Below are 17,852 nucleotides of genomic sequence, written 5' to 3'. Positions count from 1 at the left end.
AATAGGGGCATGCCTGAACAAGCTCCCGTTGAAAAGTTACCCGCCGGACATGCGCCTGAGCTGTTGGCGGAAGTGGCCGCGCTGCCCGCGTTGCCCGGCGTCTACCGCTACTTCGACGCCAACGACGGAGTGCTTTACGTCGGCAAGGCGCGCAACCTGAAGAAACGGGTCTCCAACTACTTCCAGAAGAATCACGGTGGCACGCGCATCGGCCACATGGTGACCAAGATCGTCCGGATGGAAACCACGGTGGTGCGTTCGGAGGCCGAAGCGCTGCTGCTGGAAAACAACCTGATCAAGACACTCAACCCGAAATACAACATCCTGTTTCGGGACGACAAGAGCTACCCCTACCTCAAGCTGACGGGCGCACGCGCCCCTGAAGAGGGGGCCGCGCCCACGGGGGCGGTCTTTCCGCGCATTGCCTACTACCGCGGTGCGGTTGAGAAAAAGCACCGCTACTTCGGGCCCTACCCCAGCGCCTGGGCGGTGAAGGACACCATCCTGCTGCTGCAAAAGGTATTCCGCCTGCGCACCTGTGAAGACACGGTGTTCAACAACCGCACCCGGCCCTGCCTGCTATACCAGATCAAGCGTTGCTCAGCTCCTTGCGTGGGCCATGTGTCGCCCGAGCAGTACGCGCTGGACACAGCCAATGCCGAGCGGTTTTTGCAAGGCCAGGCCCAGGACATCCTGACCGAGCTCGAGAAAAAAATGCTGGCGCATGCCGACAAGCTGGAGTTCGAGCAGGCTGCGGAGCTGCGCAACCAGATGTCGGCGTTGTCCAAGGTATTGCACCAGCAGTCCATGGAGATCGGCGGCGACAAGGATGTCGACATCCTGGCGGTGAAGGTGCAGGGCGGCAAGGCCTGCGTCAACCTGGCCATGGTGCGCGGCGGCCGTCATTTGGGCGACAGGGCGTACTTTCCGAGCCATGTGGAGAACGCGACCGATGTTGCGGCGCTGGATGCGGAGATCGATGCGGATGCCAAGCAGGCTGAGGCTGCGCAAGCCGAGGCAGGCGGTGAAGGTGTGGTCGCAGTGCCGCCGCCCGCACCGGCCGGCAAGTCGCTGGAAGCCCTGGTGCTGGAAGCCTTTATTGCGCAGCATTACATCGACGTGCCGGTCCCGCCCACCCTGGTGTGCAGCGAACCGGTGGACAAAGAGCTGATGGAGGCGCTGACCGCGCAGACCGGCACCAAGGTCACCGCCATCCACCAGCCGCGCGAGCAGCGCCGCATCTGGCTGGAAATGGCCCAGAAAAATGCCGGCCTGCAGCTGGCCCGGCTGCTGGCCGAGCAGGGCTCGCAACAGGCGCGCACGCGCGCGCTGGCCGAGGCGCTGGATTTGCCGCTGGACAACCTGGACACCCTGCGCATCGAATGTTTTGACATCTCGCACACGGCGGGCGAGTCGACGCAGGCCTCCTGTGTGGTGTTCCAGGAGCACAAGATGGTCAACAGCGAATATCGCCGCTACAACATCGAAGGCATCACGCCCGGCGACGACTATGCCGCCATGCGCCAGGTGCTGACGCGCCGCTACACCCGCCTGGCCGAAGCCGCGCGCAACGGCGAGGCCAAGCTGCCCGACCTGGTACTGGTGGACGGCGGCAAGGGGCAGGTGTCGATGGCGCGCGAAGTGTTTGAAGAGCTCGGCCTGGACCTGGGCCTGATTGCCGGCGTTGAAAAGGGCGAGGGCCGCAAGGTCGGCCTGGAAGAGCTGGTGTTTGCCGATGGGCGCGAGAAGGTCTATTTGGGGCGGGATTCAGCCGCACTGATGCTGATTGCGCAGATTCGCGATGAGGCCCACCGATTCGCCATCACCGGCATGCGGGCCAAGCGCGCCAAGGTGAGGGTGGGCGGCAGCAAGCTTGAAGACATCGCGGGCATAGGCCCCAAGCGGCGTGCGAGCCTGCTGCAGCGCTTTGGCGGCATACGCGGCATCGCGTCTGCCAGCGCCGAAGACATCGCCACGGTGGACGGCATTTCGAAGGATCTGGCCGAGGAAATCTACCGCGCGCTGCATTGAACGCCAGACGTATTTGAGCAACGGAAACCACCGTTTTGGTGCGCTTTAAACCGGCGTACGGCAGGCTTGGTGCGGCTCGTGCCAAAATCGGGCCATGTTTCTGACCATCCCCACGCTGATGACCTGGACGCGCATTGTTGCGATTCCGCTGATCGTGGGGGTGTTCTACCTGAACATCGCCCCGACGGATCGCAACCTGATTGCCACCGTGATGTTTGTTGTATTCGCCGCGACCGACTGGCTGGACGGCTTTCTGGCGCGCAAACTCAACCAGACATCGTCCTTCGGCGCCTTTCTCGACCCGGTGGCCGACAAGTTCCTTGTTTGCGCTTCTTTGCTGGTGCTGGTCCACCTGCAGCGGGCTGATGTGTTTGTGGCGCTCATCATCATCGGCCGCGAAATCGCCATCTCCGCGCTGCGCGAGTGGATGGCGCTGATTGGCGCCACCAAGAGCGTGGCCGTGCACATGATCGGCAAGGTCAAGACCACGGTGCAGATGGTGGCCATCCCCTTCCTGCTGTATCACGGCACGCTGTTCGGCGTTATCGACACGCAGCTATGGGGCACCTGGCTGATCTGGATCTCCGCCATCCTCACGGTCTGGTCCATGATTTATTACCTGCAAAAAGCCATCCCGGAAATCCGCGCGCGTGCCAAGTAGCGTTGCCGTTAGTTTGCCGTTTTAAGGCTCCCGTCCTTTGAGTTCTTCCTCTTCTGCCCCCGGTGCGTTGATCCGGGCCATGCCCGCCGTGTTTGTCCTGATCTGGAGCACCGGCTTTATCGTTGCCAAGTACGGCCTGCCTTACGCACCGCCGCTGACCTTCCTGGCCATCCGTTACTTCCTGTCTATCGTCTGCTTTCTGGTCTGGATCGTCCTCGCCCGTGCCGCGTGGCCACAAAGCCGGCAGCAATGGCTGCACCTGGCCGTGACGGGCGTGCTGATGCATGCGGCTTACCTTGGCGGCGTCTGGGTGGCCGTCAAGGCCGGCATGGGGTCTGGCCTGACGGCGCTCATCGTCGGTTTGCAGCCGGTCCTCACCGCGCTGTGGGTGTCGTGGGTAGCGCAGGGCAGCGACGAGGGCACGAGAGTCAGCGGGCGTCAATGGGCCGGCTTGGGCCTGGGCCTGGGCGGCCTGCTGCTGGTGGTGTCACGTAAGTTCGGCACGGGCACGGAGGTGACGGCGGTGACACTGGCCTGCACGGTGTTTGCGCTCATCAGCATCACCGCCGGCACGCTTTACCAAAAGCGCTTCATGAAACCCACCGACGTGCGTACGGCCAACGTCATCCAGCTGGCGGCAGCTTTTGTGGTGACGCTGCCGCTGGCATTTTTCGAAACCGAGGCGATCACCTGGAATGCCCACTTCCTGGGTGCAATGGCGTGGTCGGTGCTGGCGCTCACGCTGGGCGGAAGCTCGCTGCTTTACCTGCTGATACAGCGCGGTGCGGCCACTTCGGTGACCAGCCTGCTCTACCTTGTGCCGCCTACGACGGCCCTGATGGCGTGGCTGCTGTTTGATGAGCCCATCACTGTGACCACTGTGATTGGTACAGCCCTCACGGCGTTGGGCGTGAGCCTCGTGGTGAGGCCCGCGAAGCCGCAGGCCGCGTAGTTTTCCAGGGCGTGCTCTGGAACTGGGCCAGCAGGTAGTCAATCAGCAGCCGGATACGCTTGGGCTGGTCGGTGCGGTAGGGCGCCAGCCAGTGGATGTCGGCATCGGGCATCGAATAGGCCGGCAGCACGCGCACCAGCTCCCCTGACGCGAGCTGGGGCGCGATATCCCACAGGCTGCGCAGCATGATGCCGCGGCCTTCCATGCACCAGTCACGCACCAGTTCACCCGAGTTGCTCGATAGGGGGCCGTGAACCCGTACGCGAGATGGCGCCTTGTCGCGCTCCCTGTGCAGCGGCCAGACGTCAAAGCGCCGGCCAGAGGTGTTGCCGTTTTCACGCACGATCAGGCAGTTGTGGTCTTGCAGCGCTTCCAGGTTCGCAGGTGCGCCATGCTGCTTGATGTAGCGGGGCGAGGCCACCAGCACGCGCTGGTTGCGTGCGAGCCGCCGTGAAACCCACTGCGCCGCCTGCCTGCCTTCGACCGACCAGAGCCAGATGGCGCCGTCAAACCCTTCAAGCGCCAGGTCGGGCAATTGTTCGGTGAGCTGCAGCTGGACTTCAATGCGCGGATAACGCTCCTGAAAGCTGGCAAGCGCCGGCCCCAGCCACAAGCGTCCAAACCCGAAGGTAGCGACCAGTCGGATCAATCCCGTCGGCTCCGCCTTGCGTTCCTGCAGTTCTGACTCAAGCGCCGTGAAGCCCTGCAACAGGACTTGCGCGCGCTCGCACACAGTCTCTCCCTCGGCCGTGGGGCTCACACGGCGCGTGGTGCGCTGAAAGAGGCGCTGGCCCAGTTTGGCTTCCAGGGCCGCAAGCCGTTTGGTCACCACCGGCGGCGCCACATCGAGGGCGAGCGCGGCCGCGCTCAGGCTTCCGCCGTCGCGAACTGCCAGAACCAGCTCAAGGTCACTGCGTTCCATTGATGCCTTAAAGGAAATAATCGATTGCCGGATTATTGCTTGAATCAAGTCGGCGCGATAGACAGAATCAGTCTCATAACGAACAGGAGACTCGCATGCCATTCACCGCTCTTCACCACAAGGCGCGCCGCTCGTTGGTTTACCGTGCCGCCTGGCTTGCCTTGACGTGTATCGCCCCGGCCTGGAGCCAGGGCTTTCCGGACAAACCGATTCGCCTGGTGGTGCCTTATGCGCCTGGCGGCAGCGCGGACATTGCGGCGCGGCTGATCGCCGACGACTGGGGCAAGCGGCTCGGGCAGCCGGTGGTGGTGGACAACAAGGCGGGAGCTTCCGGCAACCTGGGCATGGATGCCGTCGCCAAGTCGCGGGCCGATGGCTACACGCTGTCACTCAACACGGTCTCGCAGGCGATCAATCCGTCGCTCTTCGGGCGCTTGCCCTTTGACACGCTGAAAGACCTGAAAGCGGTAGGTACCGTCGCTACATCGCAGCATGTGCTGGTGGTCAGCAATCAGGTGCCGGCCAAGACGGTTCGTGAACTGGTGGCACTTGCCAAGGCCGGACCCGGAAAGCTCTCATTCGGCTCGGCCGGCACGGGCAGCACTTTTCATATGGCGGCCGAATTGTTCAAGGCCGAATCGAATACCTTCATTCTTCACGTTCCTTACCGGGGCGGCGGGCCGGCCCTGATCGACACCATCTCCGGCCAGGTCGATATGAGTTTCCCTGTGCTTTCCGCAGCGCAGCAACATGTGGCGGGCGGCAAGTTGAGGGCTCTGGCAGTCACGGGACCCAAACGTTCGCCCATCCTTCCCGAGGTGCCAACCATGGCCGAAGCCGGGCTGCCGAACTATGCGTTTGAAACCTGGTTTGTGGTGAGCGTGCCTGCGGGTGTTGTGCCGGACACGCTGGTCAAACTCAATCGCACCCTGAACGAGACGCTGAATGCGCCTGAGGTCCGTACGCGGCTAACGCGTGAAGGTTTTGATGCCTGGCCGCAAACACCCGGGCAGTCCGATGCGCTGATACGGTCAGAATATGAGCGCTGGAAGAAACTGGTGGCACAAAAGGGAATCAAGGCTGACTGATGTTTGAAGGATTTTCGTCACGCGACATAGAAGGCCCAGCGGGAAAGCTGCGTACGCTGCGAGCCGGCAGCGGCGCACCTTTGCTGCTGCTGCATGGCCACCCGCAAACCCATGTGATGTGGCATGCAGTGGCCGGCGAACTTGCCAAGGTGTTTACCGTGGTGATGATGGATTTGCGCGGCTACGGCGACTCGGTCCGGGTTCAGAGCGACGCGGAGCACCAAGCCTATTCCAAGCGCGCCATGGCGCAGGACGCCATGGCCGTCATGAAAGCTCAGGGGTTCGATAGCTTTCAGGTGCTGGCCCATGACCGCGGCGCGCGGGTGGCGCACCGCCTGGCACTTGACCACCCCGGCGCAGTCGAGCGCCTCATGCTGCTGGACATCGCCCCGACATTGGCCATGTACGACAACACGTCGGATGCATTTGCGCGTGCTTACTGGCACTGGTTCTTTTTGATCCAGCCGCCGCCTTTGCCTGAAGCATTGATTGAGTCTGACCCGGTGCGTTACGTGCGCAGCGTGATGGGCAAACGCCATGCGGGGCTTGCCGCTTTCGCGCCTGCCGCCCTGGCTGAATACGAACGCGGCGTGCAAATACCCGGCACGGCCGAGAGCATCTGCGAAGACTACCGGGCCTCTGCCACCATCGATCTTGCGCACGATAGGGCAGACGTCGCAGCCGGCACGCATCTGCTTCAGCCGCTGCGGGTGCTGTGGGGCGAGCATGGCGCGGTGGGGAAATGCTTTGAGGTGCTGGATCTATGGCGCGACCGGGCCAAGGACGTCTCGGGCCGGAGTCTGCCTTGCGGACACTACATCGCGGAAGAAGCGCCGGCCTTGTTGCTGGCAGAGGCGCTGGATTTTTTCAAACACTGAATCAATGGCCTTTAACCGGCCATATCGAAGTCAACCCAATTCAACCCAATCCAAAAGGAACATCATGAGCAAGAGCACCGGAAAAAAACGTATTGCAGTCATCGCGGGCGACGGCATCGGCAAAGAGGTTATGCCCGAAGGTGTGCGTGTGCTGGAGGCCGCTGCCTCCAAATACGGCATTGACCTGCAGTTCGACCACTTCGACTTTTCAAGCTGGGACTACTTCGAGAAGCACGGAAAGATGATGCCGGACAACTGGAAAGACCAGATTGGTGGTCATGACGCGATCTATTTCGGCGCCGTGGGATGGCCCGAGAAGATTGCTGACCACGTGTCCCTGTGGGGCTCGCTGTTGCTTTTCAGGCGCGAGTTTGACCAATACATCAACTTGCGGCCGGCGCGGCTGATGCCAGGCATCATTGCGCCGGTGGTCAGGCGGGACGGCAGCGCACGCCAACCTGGTGAAATAGATTTTTACATCGTTCGCGAAAACACCGAGGGCGAGTACTCCAGCATTGGCGGAAGGGCTTTTCCCGGCACGGAGCGCGAGTTTGTCCTGCAGGAATCGGTGTTCACCCGCGTCGGCGTGGACCGTGTGCTGAAGTTCGCGTTCGAATTGGCGCAGTCACGGCCCAAGAAGCACCTGACCAGCGCAACCAAATCCAACGGCATCTCTATTTCCATGCCTTATTGGGACGAGCGCGTGGCTGAGATGGCAAAAAACTATCCAGGCATTCAACTGGATAAATTTCACATCGACATCCTGACGGCCCATTTTGTGCAGCGGCCCGACTTCTTCGACGTGGTGGTGGCGAGCAATCTTTTCGGCGACATCCTCAGTGATCTAGGGCCGGCGTGCACGGGCACCATCGGCATCGCGCCCAGCGCCAACCTCAACCCCGAGCGGAAGTTTCCTTCGTTGTTTGAACCGGTGCACGGCTCGGCCCCCGACATTGCGGGCCGCAACATTGCCAATCCCATCGGGCAGATGTGGTGTGGCGCCATGATGCTGGAGTTCCTGGGGCACAAGGAGGCGCACGACGGCATCCTCGCCGCCATTGAGAAGGTATTGAGCCCTGGAAGCGGCGCGCCACGCACCCCGGACCTGGGCGGAAACGCCGGCACAACCGATCTTGGCAAGGCCGTCGCCGAGGCTTTGTCAGCGCTCTGAAACCGCGACAAAGGTGGTTTTTGTCAAGCATGAAAATTACACATCATGCTTACGATTAAGTCCGGAAAGCGTGAAAAAAGCGTCTAGAATCCGCCTCCGCACGTTGTAAAAACTTGCTGCTGTATTGACAGGTTAGAAGTCCATGGCTCTAATTGGCATCAGCAGAAAACCTGCACATGCCGCTCCCGCTGACACGTTCACCACAGTGTCCCGGGAGATATTTTTTAGAGACAACCAGATTAACTTTTTTTATCAACGAGGGGCTCCTTGTGAACAAGACCGAACTGATCGAGCACATTGCCAAGCATGCTGATATTTCCAAAGCTGCCGCCACGCGCGCACTGGAGTCAACCATTGGTGCTGTGAAAACAACCCTGAAAAAAGGAGGCTCCGTGTCTCTGGTGGGTTTTGGTACTTTCGCGGTGGGCAAACGCGCTGCACGCACCGGTCGCAACCCGCGTACCGGCGATGCGATTAAAATCAAGGCAGCCAAGGTTCCAAAGTTCCGTCCGGGCAAGGCGCTCAAGGATGCTTTGAACTGAGATAAACGTTTGACGTGGGGTGCTTAGCTCAGTTGGTAGAGCAGCGCCCTTACACGGCGTAGGTCGGCGGTTCGAGCCCGTCAGCACCCACCACCCACGAAAAAAAGGCGAACGAGGTTCGCCTTTTTTGTTATTGGGCCCGGTTTTTGTCCGTTAGCAGTCGTACAGGGAATTCGAGATGTTTGATTTCGTTCGCAAGCACACCAAGATCGTCATGGTGCTTCTATTTTTGCTGATTGTCCCGTCCTTTGTCCTGTTCGGCCTTGACGGCTACAACAGGTCCAGGGATCAGAGTGCCGTGGTCGCCAAAGTCGACGGCAAGGACATCATCCAGTCGGAATGGGACAGGGCGCATCAACGTGAAGTTGAACGGCTGCGCGTCTCCATGCCTACTCTGGACCCCAAGCTGCTGGACTCGCCCGAGGCCCGTTATGCCACGCTGGAGCGCCTGGTGCGCGACCGCGTGATCGCAACGGCGGCCGAGAAATTCAAGCTCACCACCAGCGACCAGCATCTGGCCCGGGAGCTGCAGCAGACCCCTGAAATCGCGGCCCTGAAGCGCCCTGACGGCTCGCTCGATATGGAGCGCTATCGCCTGCTGCTGGCTAACCAGGGTCTGAGCCCCGAGATGTTTGAAGCCAATGTGCGCGCCGACCTGTCGAACCGCCAGGTGATGGCCGGTGTAGGCTCCAGCGGGTTCTCGCCCAATTCAACCGCGGACGTGGCCCTGAACGCCTACTTCGAAAAGCGCGAGATCCAGTTGGCCCGTTTTAATGCGCCAGACTTTGCCGCCAAGCTGACACCTACTGACGCGGATCTCGAGCAGTTCTACAAAACCAACGAAAAACTCTTTCAGGCGCCCGAGCAGGCCAGCATTGAATATGTGACGCTGGATCTGGATACCGTCAAGAAGGGTATGACCGTCAACGAAGCAGACCTGAAGACCTATTACGACCAGAACGCGCAGCGGCTTAGCGGCACAGAAGAACGCCGGGCCAGCCACATTCTGATTGCATCCCCCCAAACCGCGCCGGCCGCTGATCGTGAAAAAGCCAAGGCGAAGGCGCAGGAGTTGTTGGCGCAAGTGAAAAAAGCGCCCGACACCTTTGCCGATGTCGCACGCAAAAACTCGCAGGACCCCGGTTCCGCACCCAATGGCGGTGACCTGGATTTCTTTGCCCGCGGCTCTATGGTCAAGCCCTTTGAGGATGCCGCTTTCGCCTTGAAAAAAGGCGACATCAGCGATGTGGTGGAGTCCGAGTTCGGCTATCACGTCATCAAGCTGACCGACATCAAGGCGCCCAAGCAACGCAGCTTTGACGAGATGAAGCCGGAGCTGGAAGCCGAGCTGAAGAAGCAGCAGGCCCAGAAGAAGTTTGCGGAAACTGCCGAAACGTTTACCAACGGTGTTTATGAGCAGTCCGACAGCCTCAAGCCGGTTGCGGATCGCCTGAAGCTGGAAATCAAATCGGCGGGCAAGGTCACGCGCCAGCCCGAAGCCGGCGCCGCCGGCGTGCTGGCAAATCCGAAATTCCTCAGCGCCCTGTTTGCACCCGATGCGGTTGAGAAAAAGCGCAATACCGAAGCGATTGAAGTGGCGCCCAGCCAGCTCGTTTCTGGCCGCATCGTGCAGTACACCCCTGCGCGCACCCAGCCTTTTGCCGAAGTGAAAGAGGTGGTGCGCCAGCGCTGGCTGGCCCAGCGTGGTGCGGAAGAGGCCCGCAAGGAAGGCGCCGCCAAGCTGGCTGCCTGGAAGGCTGCACCGGCCTCAGCCGCCGGGCTTTCCGCGCCGGTCGTCGTGTCGCGGGAGCAAACGCAGAAATTGCCCAATCCCGTGATCGATGCGGCCTTGCGCGCCGACCCAGGCGCTTTGCCCGCCTTTGCCGGTGTGGATCTGGGTGCACAGGGTTATGTCATCGTCAAGGTGGAGAAAGTGGTGCCCCGCGATGTGCCGGTTGAGGCAGCCGCCAAGCAGCAGCGCAATCAATATGCGCAGTGGTGGACGACGGCCGAGAGTCTGGCCTATTACAACGGCTTGAAAGAGCGTTTCAAGGCGGAAATCCTGGCGACCAAGCCGGCGCCGGCCAAGGCAAACGCAGAAGAAGTCGTTACGCAGTAAACAGCAGCGGCTTTGCCGCTATAATGCAGGGCTCCGGTGGCTGTAGCTCAGTTGGTAGAGTCCAGGATTGTGATTCCTGTTGTCGTGGGTTCGAGCCCCATCAGCCACCCCAGTATTTGAAATCCCGCGTGCCGTCAGGCCCGCGGGATTTTTGCTTTGGCGGGGCATCGTACAAAATGGCCCTGAATTTGCCGTTTCGGCGATGATGGAACGCCTGGGCGCTGACAGAATCCATAGAAGTCACCACTCCGCCGAACAAAAACTTTCACTTCAGGAACACATTGCACCAAGCTGTCAGCTCTTTCACACCACCCCTGCGCAGTTGCATGAAGCCATTGGGTCTATTGGCGGCAGTTCTGTTGGGGCTGAGTGCGTATGCGGCGGGGACATGGCTGACCATCACGGGCGACCCCGGCAACTCCGCCAACCACTACATCCAGGTCAATCCGGCGGAGATCGAGGTCAAGGATGATCTGCGGGTCATTCCGGTGCGCATCAATCGGGCTACTCTCTGGCGAACCAACGAAGGCATTGAGTTCCGCTCGGTGATCACGGAAGTGCAGATCGACTGCACCCAGCAAACCGCACGGTACCTGAAGGCTTCTTTTTACGCGCAGCCGGACTTTCGCGGGCAGCCCTTCAAGGTGTCTGTCTATGCCCCGGACGACATACGCCCGATGGCGTTCAAGGATATTGCCGACAATCCCAATGCGCGGATCATCAAAGCCGCATGCATGGCAAAGGGCGTGACCATCAACTGAGACGCCGCCAGGGAACCGAGGCCAGACACTCCAGGAAGCAACTGAGAAGCCTTCGGGCTCAGTTCACCATGACCAGCTTGCCCTTGACGCCGCGTGAGCCCATATGGGCATACGCAGCCTTCAGCTCTGCCATGGGCATGGTGCGGTCAATCACGGGCTTGATCTTGCCCTGCGCATACCAGCCCGCCAGCTCAGCCATCATGGCGGCGTTGGCCTTGGGCTCGCGCCTGGCGAAGTCGCCCCAGAACACGCCCACGATAGACGCACCCTTGAGCAGCGTGAGGTTCAGTGGCAGCGAAGGGATGGGCCCCGACGCAAAACCCACCACCAGGTAGCGGCCCCGCCATGCGATGGAGCGAAACGCCGGCTCGGAAAAATCCCCGCCCACCGGGTCATAGATCACGTCCGGGCCTTTGCCTTCTGTCAGCGCCTTGATCTCATCACGCAGGCTCTTCGTGGTGTAGTTGATGGTGGCGTCTGCCCCGATTGATGTGCACAAGGCGCATTTTTCGTCGGTCGACGCGGCGGCGATCACACGGGCGCCTCCTGCCTTGGCAATCTGGATGGCGGCGGTGCCCACGCCGCCTGCAGCGCCCAGCACCAGCACGGTTTCGCCGGCCTTGAGTTGCGCACGGTCCATCAGTGCGTGCCAGGATGTGGCGTAAATCATGATGAACGCGGCCGCGTCCACATGCGAAAAGCCGGCAGGCAAGGGCATGCACAGGGCCGCCGGCGCGATGGTGTGTGTACCGAAGCCGCCGGTGCCTGAGAGACAGGCTACGTTTTGCCCTACCTGAAGGTGCTTGACGCCTTCACCTACGGCTTGCACCACGCCGGCATATTCCGAGCCCGGCACAAAGGGCAGGGGCGGCTTCATCTGGTACTTGTTCTGCACGATCAGCAGATCCGGGAAGTTCAGGCTGGCCGCCTTGATTTCGATCAGAACTTCGCCTGCTTTGGGTTGTGGCGTGGGCAGTTCTTTCCATGTCAGGGCGTCTACGCCGGTGGGATTTTCACAAAGCCAGGCTTGCATGAGATGTCTCCGATGAGGTCAAGGGGAAAGGGGGGAAGGGGGAAGGCCACATGGGAAGAGTGGCGCCTTGACTGCATCATAGGCAAAGCGGTGGCCTTCAGGAGACGCAAATACGCCCGGGCTGTCACGGCCGTGACCGTAAAATCACCCCATGAAAATTCTCATCTGCAACGACGACGGTTACCAGGCCTCCGGCATCATCGCCCTTTACGAAGCGCTCAAGACCATTGCAGATGTGGAGGTGGTGGCGCCCGAGCAAAACAACAGCGCCAAATCGAACGCGCTGACGCTGCACTCGCCGATGTACGTGCAGACTGCGGCCAACGGATTTCGTTACATCAACGGCACGCCTGCGGATTGCGTCCATATTTCACTGACAGGCTTGCTGGGCTACCGGCCTGATCTGGTGGTGTCCGGCATCAACAACGGCGCCAATATGGGCGACGACACGATTTACTCCGGCACCGTGGGCGCGGCTATGGAGGGCTATTTGTTCGGCATTCCGGCGATTGCGTTTTCACAGACTGAAAAGGGCTGGGCGCATATCGATGTCGCTGCCCGGCGCGCGGCCGAACTGGTGCAGCAACTGATCCCCTCGCTAGAAACTATTGCCGATGGGGCGGAGCCCACCGTGCCGCCATGGTTGCTCAACGTGAATATTCCCAACCTGCCGGATGACCAGATTCAGGGCGTGAAAGTAGCCCGCCTGGGCCGCCGACATGCGGCTGAACGCGTCATCATGCAGACCAGCCCACGGGGTGAGACCATGTACTGGATAGGCGGTGCGGGCCCTGCGAAAGAGGCCGGCGAGGGCACCGACTTTTACGCTACCAGTCAGAAGTTCATTTCCATCACGCCGCTGCAGGTGGATTTGACCGACCACGAGCGCCTGCCTTACTGGGCCCAGACCGCCGCGCGCCTGACGCAGTCGCACTGAAGGCCTGACGCATGAAACCCAGCCTCAAGCCGCCGTTCAACCCTTCGCTGAAGACGCCTAAAGCCGCGGATGCGGCTACACGGCCGGCATTTCCGGTGCGTTTGAAGCCCGATGCCGGCGTACCTTCTGCTACAAAATCAGTAGCAGTTCACGCCCGTCCTACAGGGTCTACAGGCCAAAATGGCTTGAAGATTCCTGCACCCGCAATTCAACCCGGTGGTATCGGCCTCGATTCACACGCGGTGCGCGCCCGCATGGTGGCCAAGCTGGCAGCGCAGGGCGTGAGCGACGCCCAGGTGCTGGCCGCCATGGGTGCTGTGGAGCGCCACCGCTTTGTCGACACGGCGCTGGTCAACCAGGCGTATGAAGACACCAGCCTGCCTATCGGCTTGGGTCAGACCATCTCCAAGCCCAACGTGGTGGCCCGCATGCTGGAGCTGCTGCGCCATGGCGTAACAGGCAAGCTGGGCCGCGTGCTGGAAATCGGCACGGGTTGCGGCTACCAGGCCGCCGTGCTGAGCCACCTGGCCAAGGAGGTCTACAGCATCGAGCGTTTGCGCGGCCTGCACGACAAAGCCAGAGAGAACCTGCGGACTTTAAGGTTGCCCAATGTGCATCTGCTGTTCGGTGATGGCATGATGGGTTACGCCAAGGGCGCTCCTTATGCGGCCATCATTGCGGCGGCCGGCGGCGAGGCCATTCCTGCTGCCTGGATCGAACAGCTGGCTGTGGGCGGGCGCCTGGTGGCGCCTATGCAAACCGCCAGCGGTGCGCAGGCGCTGGTGGTGGTCGATAAAACCCCCCAGGGTGTGAAGCAGACTTTGCTCGAAGCGGTTCACTTTGTGCCTTTAAAATCAGGGACAAGCTGAGATCGGGCCCGGCTAGCACAAGCGCCCGGCAGCACCTACATCTGTCAGTCAAGAATTGAAGACGAAAGAATCCATGAATCAAACCGTACGGTCAAGCAGGGAAACAGCCCTGACGGCCACCAGCACAGGCCCAGGCGCCCCTCGCGGCGCCCGCTCAATGCTCGGCAGGATGGCCTTGCCGTGCGCATTGGCGGCAGTGCTGCTGGTCGCGGCGGGTTGCGCATCGCGTTCCCCCACCAACGCCCCGGTGGAAGACCGCGGCACCGGTGCGTCGCGCACCGTGCCAAGCGCTGTCGATCCGGGCAACGTCAAGCAATTGCCGGGCTTTGAGAATGCCGGAAAACCGGGCTACTACACCGTCAAGCCCGGCGACACCATGATCCGCATCGGCCTGGAAAACGGCCAGAACTGGCGTGACATCGTGCGCTGGAACAACCTGGAAAATCCCAACATCATCGAAGTGGGCCAGGTTCTGCGTGTGGTGCCGCCTGTCGAGAGCGCGGCCGTGGTGACCCGGCCTGTGGCCGCTGGATCCGCTGCTGCTTCGTCCACCCCGCCTGCCCAGGCCTCCAGCGCGGCAAAGCCGGCTTCAGCGCCAGCCAGCGCTGCCGCCAGCCCCACGCCTGCACCGGCGCCTGCGGCATCGGGTGACGAAGACATCGCCTGGATCTGGCCGGCCCAAGGCAGCATGGTTGCGGGCTTTGATGAGGCCAAGAACAAGGGCCTGGATATCGCAGGCAAGGCCGGCGATGCCGTGATCGCCTCGGCGGACGGCCGCGTGGTGTATGCCGGCGCCGGCTTGCGCGGCTACGGCAACCTGATCATCCTCAAGCACAACAACACCTTCCTGACGGCCTATGCCCACAACCAGACCCTGCTGGTGAAAGAAGACCAGAGTGTCAAAAAGGGCCAGAAGATCGCCGAGATGGGCAACAGCGACGCCGACCGTGTGAAGCTGCACTTTGAGATTCGCCGCCAGGGCAAACCTGTCGACCCGGCCAAATACCTGCCTGCGAAGTAAGCCGAAGTAAACATTTCGCCTCGAACAAAAAAGGAGCCCCGCGTCAGCCGGGCTCCTTTTTCTTTGCCCCGCGTCCGCCTTCAATGGGGTTGCAGGATCTCGTCGTAGCCCCGGCCCTTGAACTCCAGCAGGTCCAGCCCGTGGCCGAACGGGTCTGCCAGGCCGGCTATGCGGCCCCACACGCGCTCGGCCACCGGCATCTCCAGCACCGCGCCGTGCTGCTGTAAGCGCGCGACGGCGGTGTCGATATCGTCCACCACAAAATCAAGGTGCACCGGCGTCCAGTGGCGCTGGTAGCTGCGCACGGTTTCGCTCCTGGGGCCGCTGGTGATCGGCCGCGTGCCTGGCGCATTGAAGAGCAGGTCAATCGGGCTGCCGGCGCCCAGGATTTCCACAAAATCACTTTTGAAGCGGCGGCCCACACGCAAGCCCAGCCCCAGTGTGTAAAAGGCGACGGCGCGGTCCATATCGTCAACGTCGATGCAGATGCGAAGTTCCATGCTCATTCCTTTCGGTTGAAAACAGGTTCTTGGGGTATTCAGAAAATGGTACCGCAGCCTGAGACAATTGACCCATGACAGAAGAAAGCCAGAACAAGCCGCCCCCCACGGCCGCAGACTACCCGCCGGATGTGCTCGAGGTCGAGTCGCTCGACATTGAAGCGCAGGGCATTGCCCACAGGGCCGACGGCAAGGTGGTCTTTATTGAAGGTGCCCTGCCTTTTGAGCAGGTGACCGCCAATGTGTACCGCAAGAAAAGCAGTTTTGAAAAAGCCGTGGTGATGGCGATCCACCGCGAGTCGTCCCAGCGCGTACGCCCGGCTTGCCCGCATTTCGGCATGCACACCGGCGCCTGCGGCGGCTGCAAGATGCAGCACCTGCATGTGGGCGCGCAGGTGGCGGTGAAGCAGCGCGTGCTGGAAGACAACCTCCGGCACATCGGCAAGGTGAGAGCGGATAACCTGCTGCGGCCTATCGAAGGCCCGGCCTGGGGTTACCGCTACCGCGCACGGCTGTCAGTGCGCTATGTGCGCAAAAAGGGCACCGTGCTCGTGGGTTTTCATGAGCGCAAAAGCAGTTATGTGGCCGACATGAGCGAATGCCACGTGCTGCCCCGGCACGTCAGCGACATGCTGGTTCCACTGCGCGACCTCATCGGCAGCATGGACGCCAGGGAAACTGTTCCACAGATTGAGCTGGCCTGCGGTGATGAGGCGACGGCCATGGTGCTGCGCCACATGGAGCCTTTGAGCCAGGAGGATCTGGCGCGCCTGCGTGCCTTTGCCGAGGCGAATCCGGGCCTGCAGTGGTGGCTGCAGCCGGGCGGGCTTGATACGGTGAAACTGCTCGATCCGGCCGTGCAGGAGTTGAGCTATGGCTTGCCCGAGTTCGGCGTCACCATGCCCTTCAAGCCGACCGACTTCACCCAGGTCAACCCGCACATCAACCAGGTGCTGGTGTCGCGTGCGCTGCGTTTGCTGGCGGTTCAGCCTGATGAGCGGGTGATCGACTGGTTTTGCGGCTTGGGCAATTTCACGCTGCCGCTGGCCACGCGTGCCCGCGAGGTGCTGGGTATTGAGGGTAGTGAAGTGCTGGTGGCCCGCTCACGCGAGAACTTTGAGAGAAACAGGGCTGAATCGACCGCCCGTCGTGCGTTAGCTGCTACCAAATTTGTAGCGCGGAATCTCTTTGAGATGACACCCGCCATGCTGGTGAAAGACGGCGCTGCCGACAAATGGCTGGTGGACCCACCGCGCGAAGGTGCGTTCGAGTTGTTTAAATCCCTGGCGGCCTTGCACCAGCAACTCACCAGTGGCGTGCCGTGTGACGATGGCGATCAGCAGCAGAGCCTGGCGCTGGAAGGCTGGACGCCGCCCACGCGCATTGTTTACGTGAGCTGTAACCCAGCCACCCTGGCGCGCGATGCAGGGGTGCTGGTGGAAAGCGGCGCCTGGCGCTGCACTGCCGCCGGCGTGGTCAATATGTTCCCGCATACGGCGCATGTGGAGTCCATTGCGGTGTTTGAGCGGATTTGACGGTACTGAGGAGAATCAGGCGGGAATAAAAAAAGGAGCCAGTGGCTCCTTTTTTTGTAAATGACGCTGCGCTTTAGTCGCGATCGCCGCCGAAGATGCCCAGCAGGGCCAGCAGGCTCTGGAAGATGTTGAACAGATCCAGATAGATGGCCAGCGTGGCGCTGATGTAGTTGGTCTCGCCGCCGTCGATCACCTGTTTCAGGTCATACAGCAGATAGGCGCTGAAAACCGCGATGGCCAGCGTGCTGATCACAGCCATCAGCATGGTCGAGCCGACAAACACGTTGATAACAGCCGCCACCAGGATCACGAGGGCGCCGGCGAACAGCCATTTGCTCATGCCGCTCAGGTCGCGCTTGATGACGGTAGCCAGGCTGGCCATCACGAACATCACGCCTGCCGTGCCGGCAAAGGCGGTCATGACCAGCGAGGCGCCGTTGCTGAAACCCAGCACCATGGCAATCATGCGCGAGAGCATCAGGCCCATGAAGAAGGTGAAGCCCAGCAGTACGGGCACGCCGGCAGCCGAGTTTTTGGTCTTTTCGATGGCGAAAATGAAGCCGAAGGCGCCGCCGAGGAACACGATCAGACCCAGCCCGCCGCTCAGGGAACGGGTGATGCCCGTGGCCACACCCAGCCAGGCGCCCAGCACGGTAGGCAGCAGGCTCAGGGCCAGCAGCCAATAGGTATTGCGCAGGACCTTGTTGCGTTGCTCGACCGTTGAGGCAACGCCGTAGTCGAGGGTTTGAACATTGTCAGTCATGAGAGTCATCTCCAGGGCGCCAGCAAATGCGGGCAAGATTATTTTAGGGTGCAATGCCGTTTTTCCAGC

Annotated in this window: 17 protein-coding genes and 2 tRNA genes; 15 read left to right on the top strand and 4 right to left on the bottom strand. The window is 61.3% G+C overall.

Going from position 1 to position 17,852, the window contains the following annotated elements:
• Positions 1 to 9 precede the first annotated feature (9 nt).
• From uvrC to BM408_RS02290, 3 genes are all read left to right on the top strand, one after another.
• On the top strand, positions 10 to 2,031 hold the full coding sequence (gene uvrC / locus BM408_RS02300) for an excinuclease ABC subunit UvrC (protein WP_092126472.1): 2,022 nt from the start codon (positions 10 to 12) through the stop codon (positions 2,029 to 2,031).
• A gap of 94 nt (positions 2,032 to 2,125) precedes the next feature.
• Positions 2,126 to 2,692, top strand: coding sequence for a CDP-diacylglycerol--glycerol-3-phosphate 3-phosphatidyltransferase (gene pgsA, locus BM408_RS02295; RefSeq protein WP_092126467.1), 567 nt, complete (start codon positions 2,126 to 2,128; stop codon positions 2,690 to 2,692).
• Between the two features lie 79 nt (positions 2,693 to 2,771).
• Complete coding sequence (locus BM408_RS02290; RefSeq protein ID WP_175541680.1) at positions 2,772 to 3,644, top strand: DMT family transporter; 873 nt, start codon at positions 2,772 to 2,774, stop codon at positions 3,642 to 3,644.
• Here BM408_RS02290 and BM408_RS02285 read toward each other — a convergent pair.
• Complete coding sequence (locus BM408_RS02285; protein WP_092126462.1) at positions 3,589 to 4,566, bottom strand: LysR family transcriptional regulator; 978 nt, start codon at positions 4,564 to 4,566, stop codon at positions 3,589 to 3,591. The two genes, BM408_RS02290 and BM408_RS02285, sit on opposite strands and share 56 nt — an antisense overlap.
• A 95-nt stretch (positions 4,567 to 4,661) precedes the next feature.
• Here BM408_RS02285 and BM408_RS02280 point away from each other — a divergent pair, with 95 nt between their 5' ends.
• From BM408_RS02280 to BM408_RS02245, 8 genes are all read left to right on the top strand, one after another.
• Positions 4,662 to 5,654 (top strand): tripartite tricarboxylate transporter substrate binding protein, encoded by a 993-nt coding sequence (locus tag BM408_RS02280; protein ID WP_092126460.1) that lies wholly within the window; start codon positions 4,662 to 4,664, stop codon positions 5,652 to 5,654.
• Positions 5,654 to 6,532 carry an alpha/beta fold hydrolase gene (locus BM408_RS02275; RefSeq protein ID WP_092126459.1) on the top strand — a complete coding sequence of 293 codons (879 nt, stop codon included), beginning with the start codon at positions 5,654 to 5,656 and terminating at the stop codon, positions 6,530 to 6,532. Before BM408_RS02280 ends, BM408_RS02275 begins: the two co-directional genes overlap by 1 nt.
• 64 nt (positions 6,533 to 6,596) lie before the next feature.
• Positions 6,597 to 7,703 carry a tartrate dehydrogenase gene (locus BM408_RS02270; protein WP_092126457.1) on the top strand — a complete coding sequence of 369 codons (1,107 nt, stop codon included), beginning with the start codon at positions 6,597 to 6,599 and terminating at the stop codon, positions 7,701 to 7,703.
• A gap of 269 nt (positions 7,704 to 7,972) precedes the next feature.
• Positions 7,973 to 8,245: an HU family DNA-binding protein gene (locus tag BM408_RS02265; protein WP_007874140.1), complete on the top strand. Its 273-nt coding sequence runs from the start codon at positions 7,973 to 7,975 to the stop codon at positions 8,243 to 8,245.
• Positions 8,246 to 8,262: 17 nt separating this feature from the next.
• Positions 8,263 to 8,338, top strand: a tRNA-Val gene (locus tag BM408_RS02260).
• Between the two features lie 85 nt (positions 8,339 to 8,423).
• Positions 8,424 to 10,364 (top strand): SurA N-terminal domain-containing protein, encoded by a 1,941-nt coding sequence (locus tag BM408_RS02255; protein WP_092126455.1) that lies wholly within the window; start codon positions 8,424 to 8,426, stop codon positions 10,362 to 10,364.
• 36 nt (positions 10,365 to 10,400) lie between these two features.
• Positions 10,401 to 10,476: transfer RNA gene (locus BM408_RS02250), tRNA-His, on the top strand.
• 214 nt (positions 10,477 to 10,690) lie between these two features.
• Positions 10,691 to 11,125 (top strand): surface-adhesin E family protein, encoded by a 435-nt coding sequence (locus tag BM408_RS02245; protein WP_139237288.1) that lies wholly within the window; start codon positions 10,691 to 10,693, stop codon positions 11,123 to 11,125.
• A gap of 58 nt (positions 11,126 to 11,183) precedes the next feature.
• Here the strand turns inward: BM408_RS02245 and BM408_RS02240 are convergent, their stop codons facing one another.
• The gene (locus tag BM408_RS02240; RefSeq protein WP_092126451.1) at positions 11,184 to 12,158 is read right to left on the bottom strand and encodes an NADPH:quinone oxidoreductase family protein; all 975 of its coding nucleotides are present in this window, start codon (positions 12,156 to 12,158) and stop codon (positions 11,184 to 11,186) included.
• A 151-nt stretch (positions 12,159 to 12,309) separates the two neighbouring features.
• Here BM408_RS02240 and surE point away from each other — a divergent pair, with 151 nt between their 5' ends.
• The 3 genes from surE to BM408_RS02225 all read left to right on the top strand — a co-directional run bounded on the left by surE (position 12,310) and on the right by BM408_RS02225 (position 14,985).
• A complete protein-coding gene (surE, locus tag BM408_RS02235) occupies positions 12,310 to 13,095 on the top strand; it encodes a 5'/3'-nucleotidase SurE (RefSeq protein WP_092126449.1) in 786 nt (261 codons plus the stop codon).
• An 11-nt stretch (positions 13,096 to 13,106) separates the two neighbouring features.
• On the top strand, positions 13,107 to 13,964 hold the full coding sequence (locus BM408_RS02230; protein ID WP_254774674.1) for a protein-L-isoaspartate(D-aspartate) O-methyltransferase: 858 nt from the start codon (positions 13,107 to 13,109) through the stop codon (positions 13,962 to 13,964).
• 157 nt (positions 13,965 to 14,121) lie between these two features.
• A complete protein-coding gene (locus tag BM408_RS02225) occupies positions 14,122 to 14,985 on the top strand; it encodes a peptidoglycan DD-metalloendopeptidase family protein (RefSeq protein WP_092126447.1) in 864 nt (287 codons plus the stop codon).
• An 80-nt stretch (positions 14,986 to 15,065) separates the two neighbouring features.
• Here BM408_RS02225 and BM408_RS02220 read toward each other — a convergent pair whose 3' ends face one another.
• A complete protein-coding gene (locus BM408_RS02220; protein ID WP_092126445.1) occupies positions 15,066 to 15,485 on the bottom strand; it encodes a VOC family protein in 420 nt (139 codons plus the stop codon).
• Positions 15,486 to 15,559: 74 nt separating this feature from the next.
• Between BM408_RS02220 and rlmD the strand changes: the two genes are divergently transcribed.
• A complete protein-coding gene (gene rlmD / locus BM408_RS02215; RefSeq protein ID WP_092126443.1) occupies positions 15,560 to 17,020 on the top strand; it encodes a 23S rRNA (uracil(1939)-C(5))-methyltransferase RlmD in 1,461 nt (486 codons plus the stop codon).
• 73 nt (positions 17,021 to 17,093) lie between these two features.
• Here rlmD and BM408_RS02210 read toward each other — a convergent pair whose 3' ends face one another.
• Positions 17,094 to 17,783, bottom strand: a complete 690-nt coding sequence (locus tag BM408_RS02210) for a Bax inhibitor-1/YccA family protein (RefSeq protein ID WP_092126441.1) — start codon at positions 17,781 to 17,783, stop codon at positions 17,094 to 17,096.
• Positions 17,784 to 17,852 lie beyond the last annotated feature (69 nt).

The sequence above is a fragment of the Polaromonas sp. YR568 genome (assembly GCF_900116715.1).
GTDB lineage: Bacteria > Pseudomonadota > Gammaproteobacteria > Burkholderiales > Burkholderiaceae_C > Polaromonas.
The sequence above is the reverse complement of the archived record's forward strand: the minus strand, read 5'-3'. Positions and strand labels throughout refer to the sequence as shown.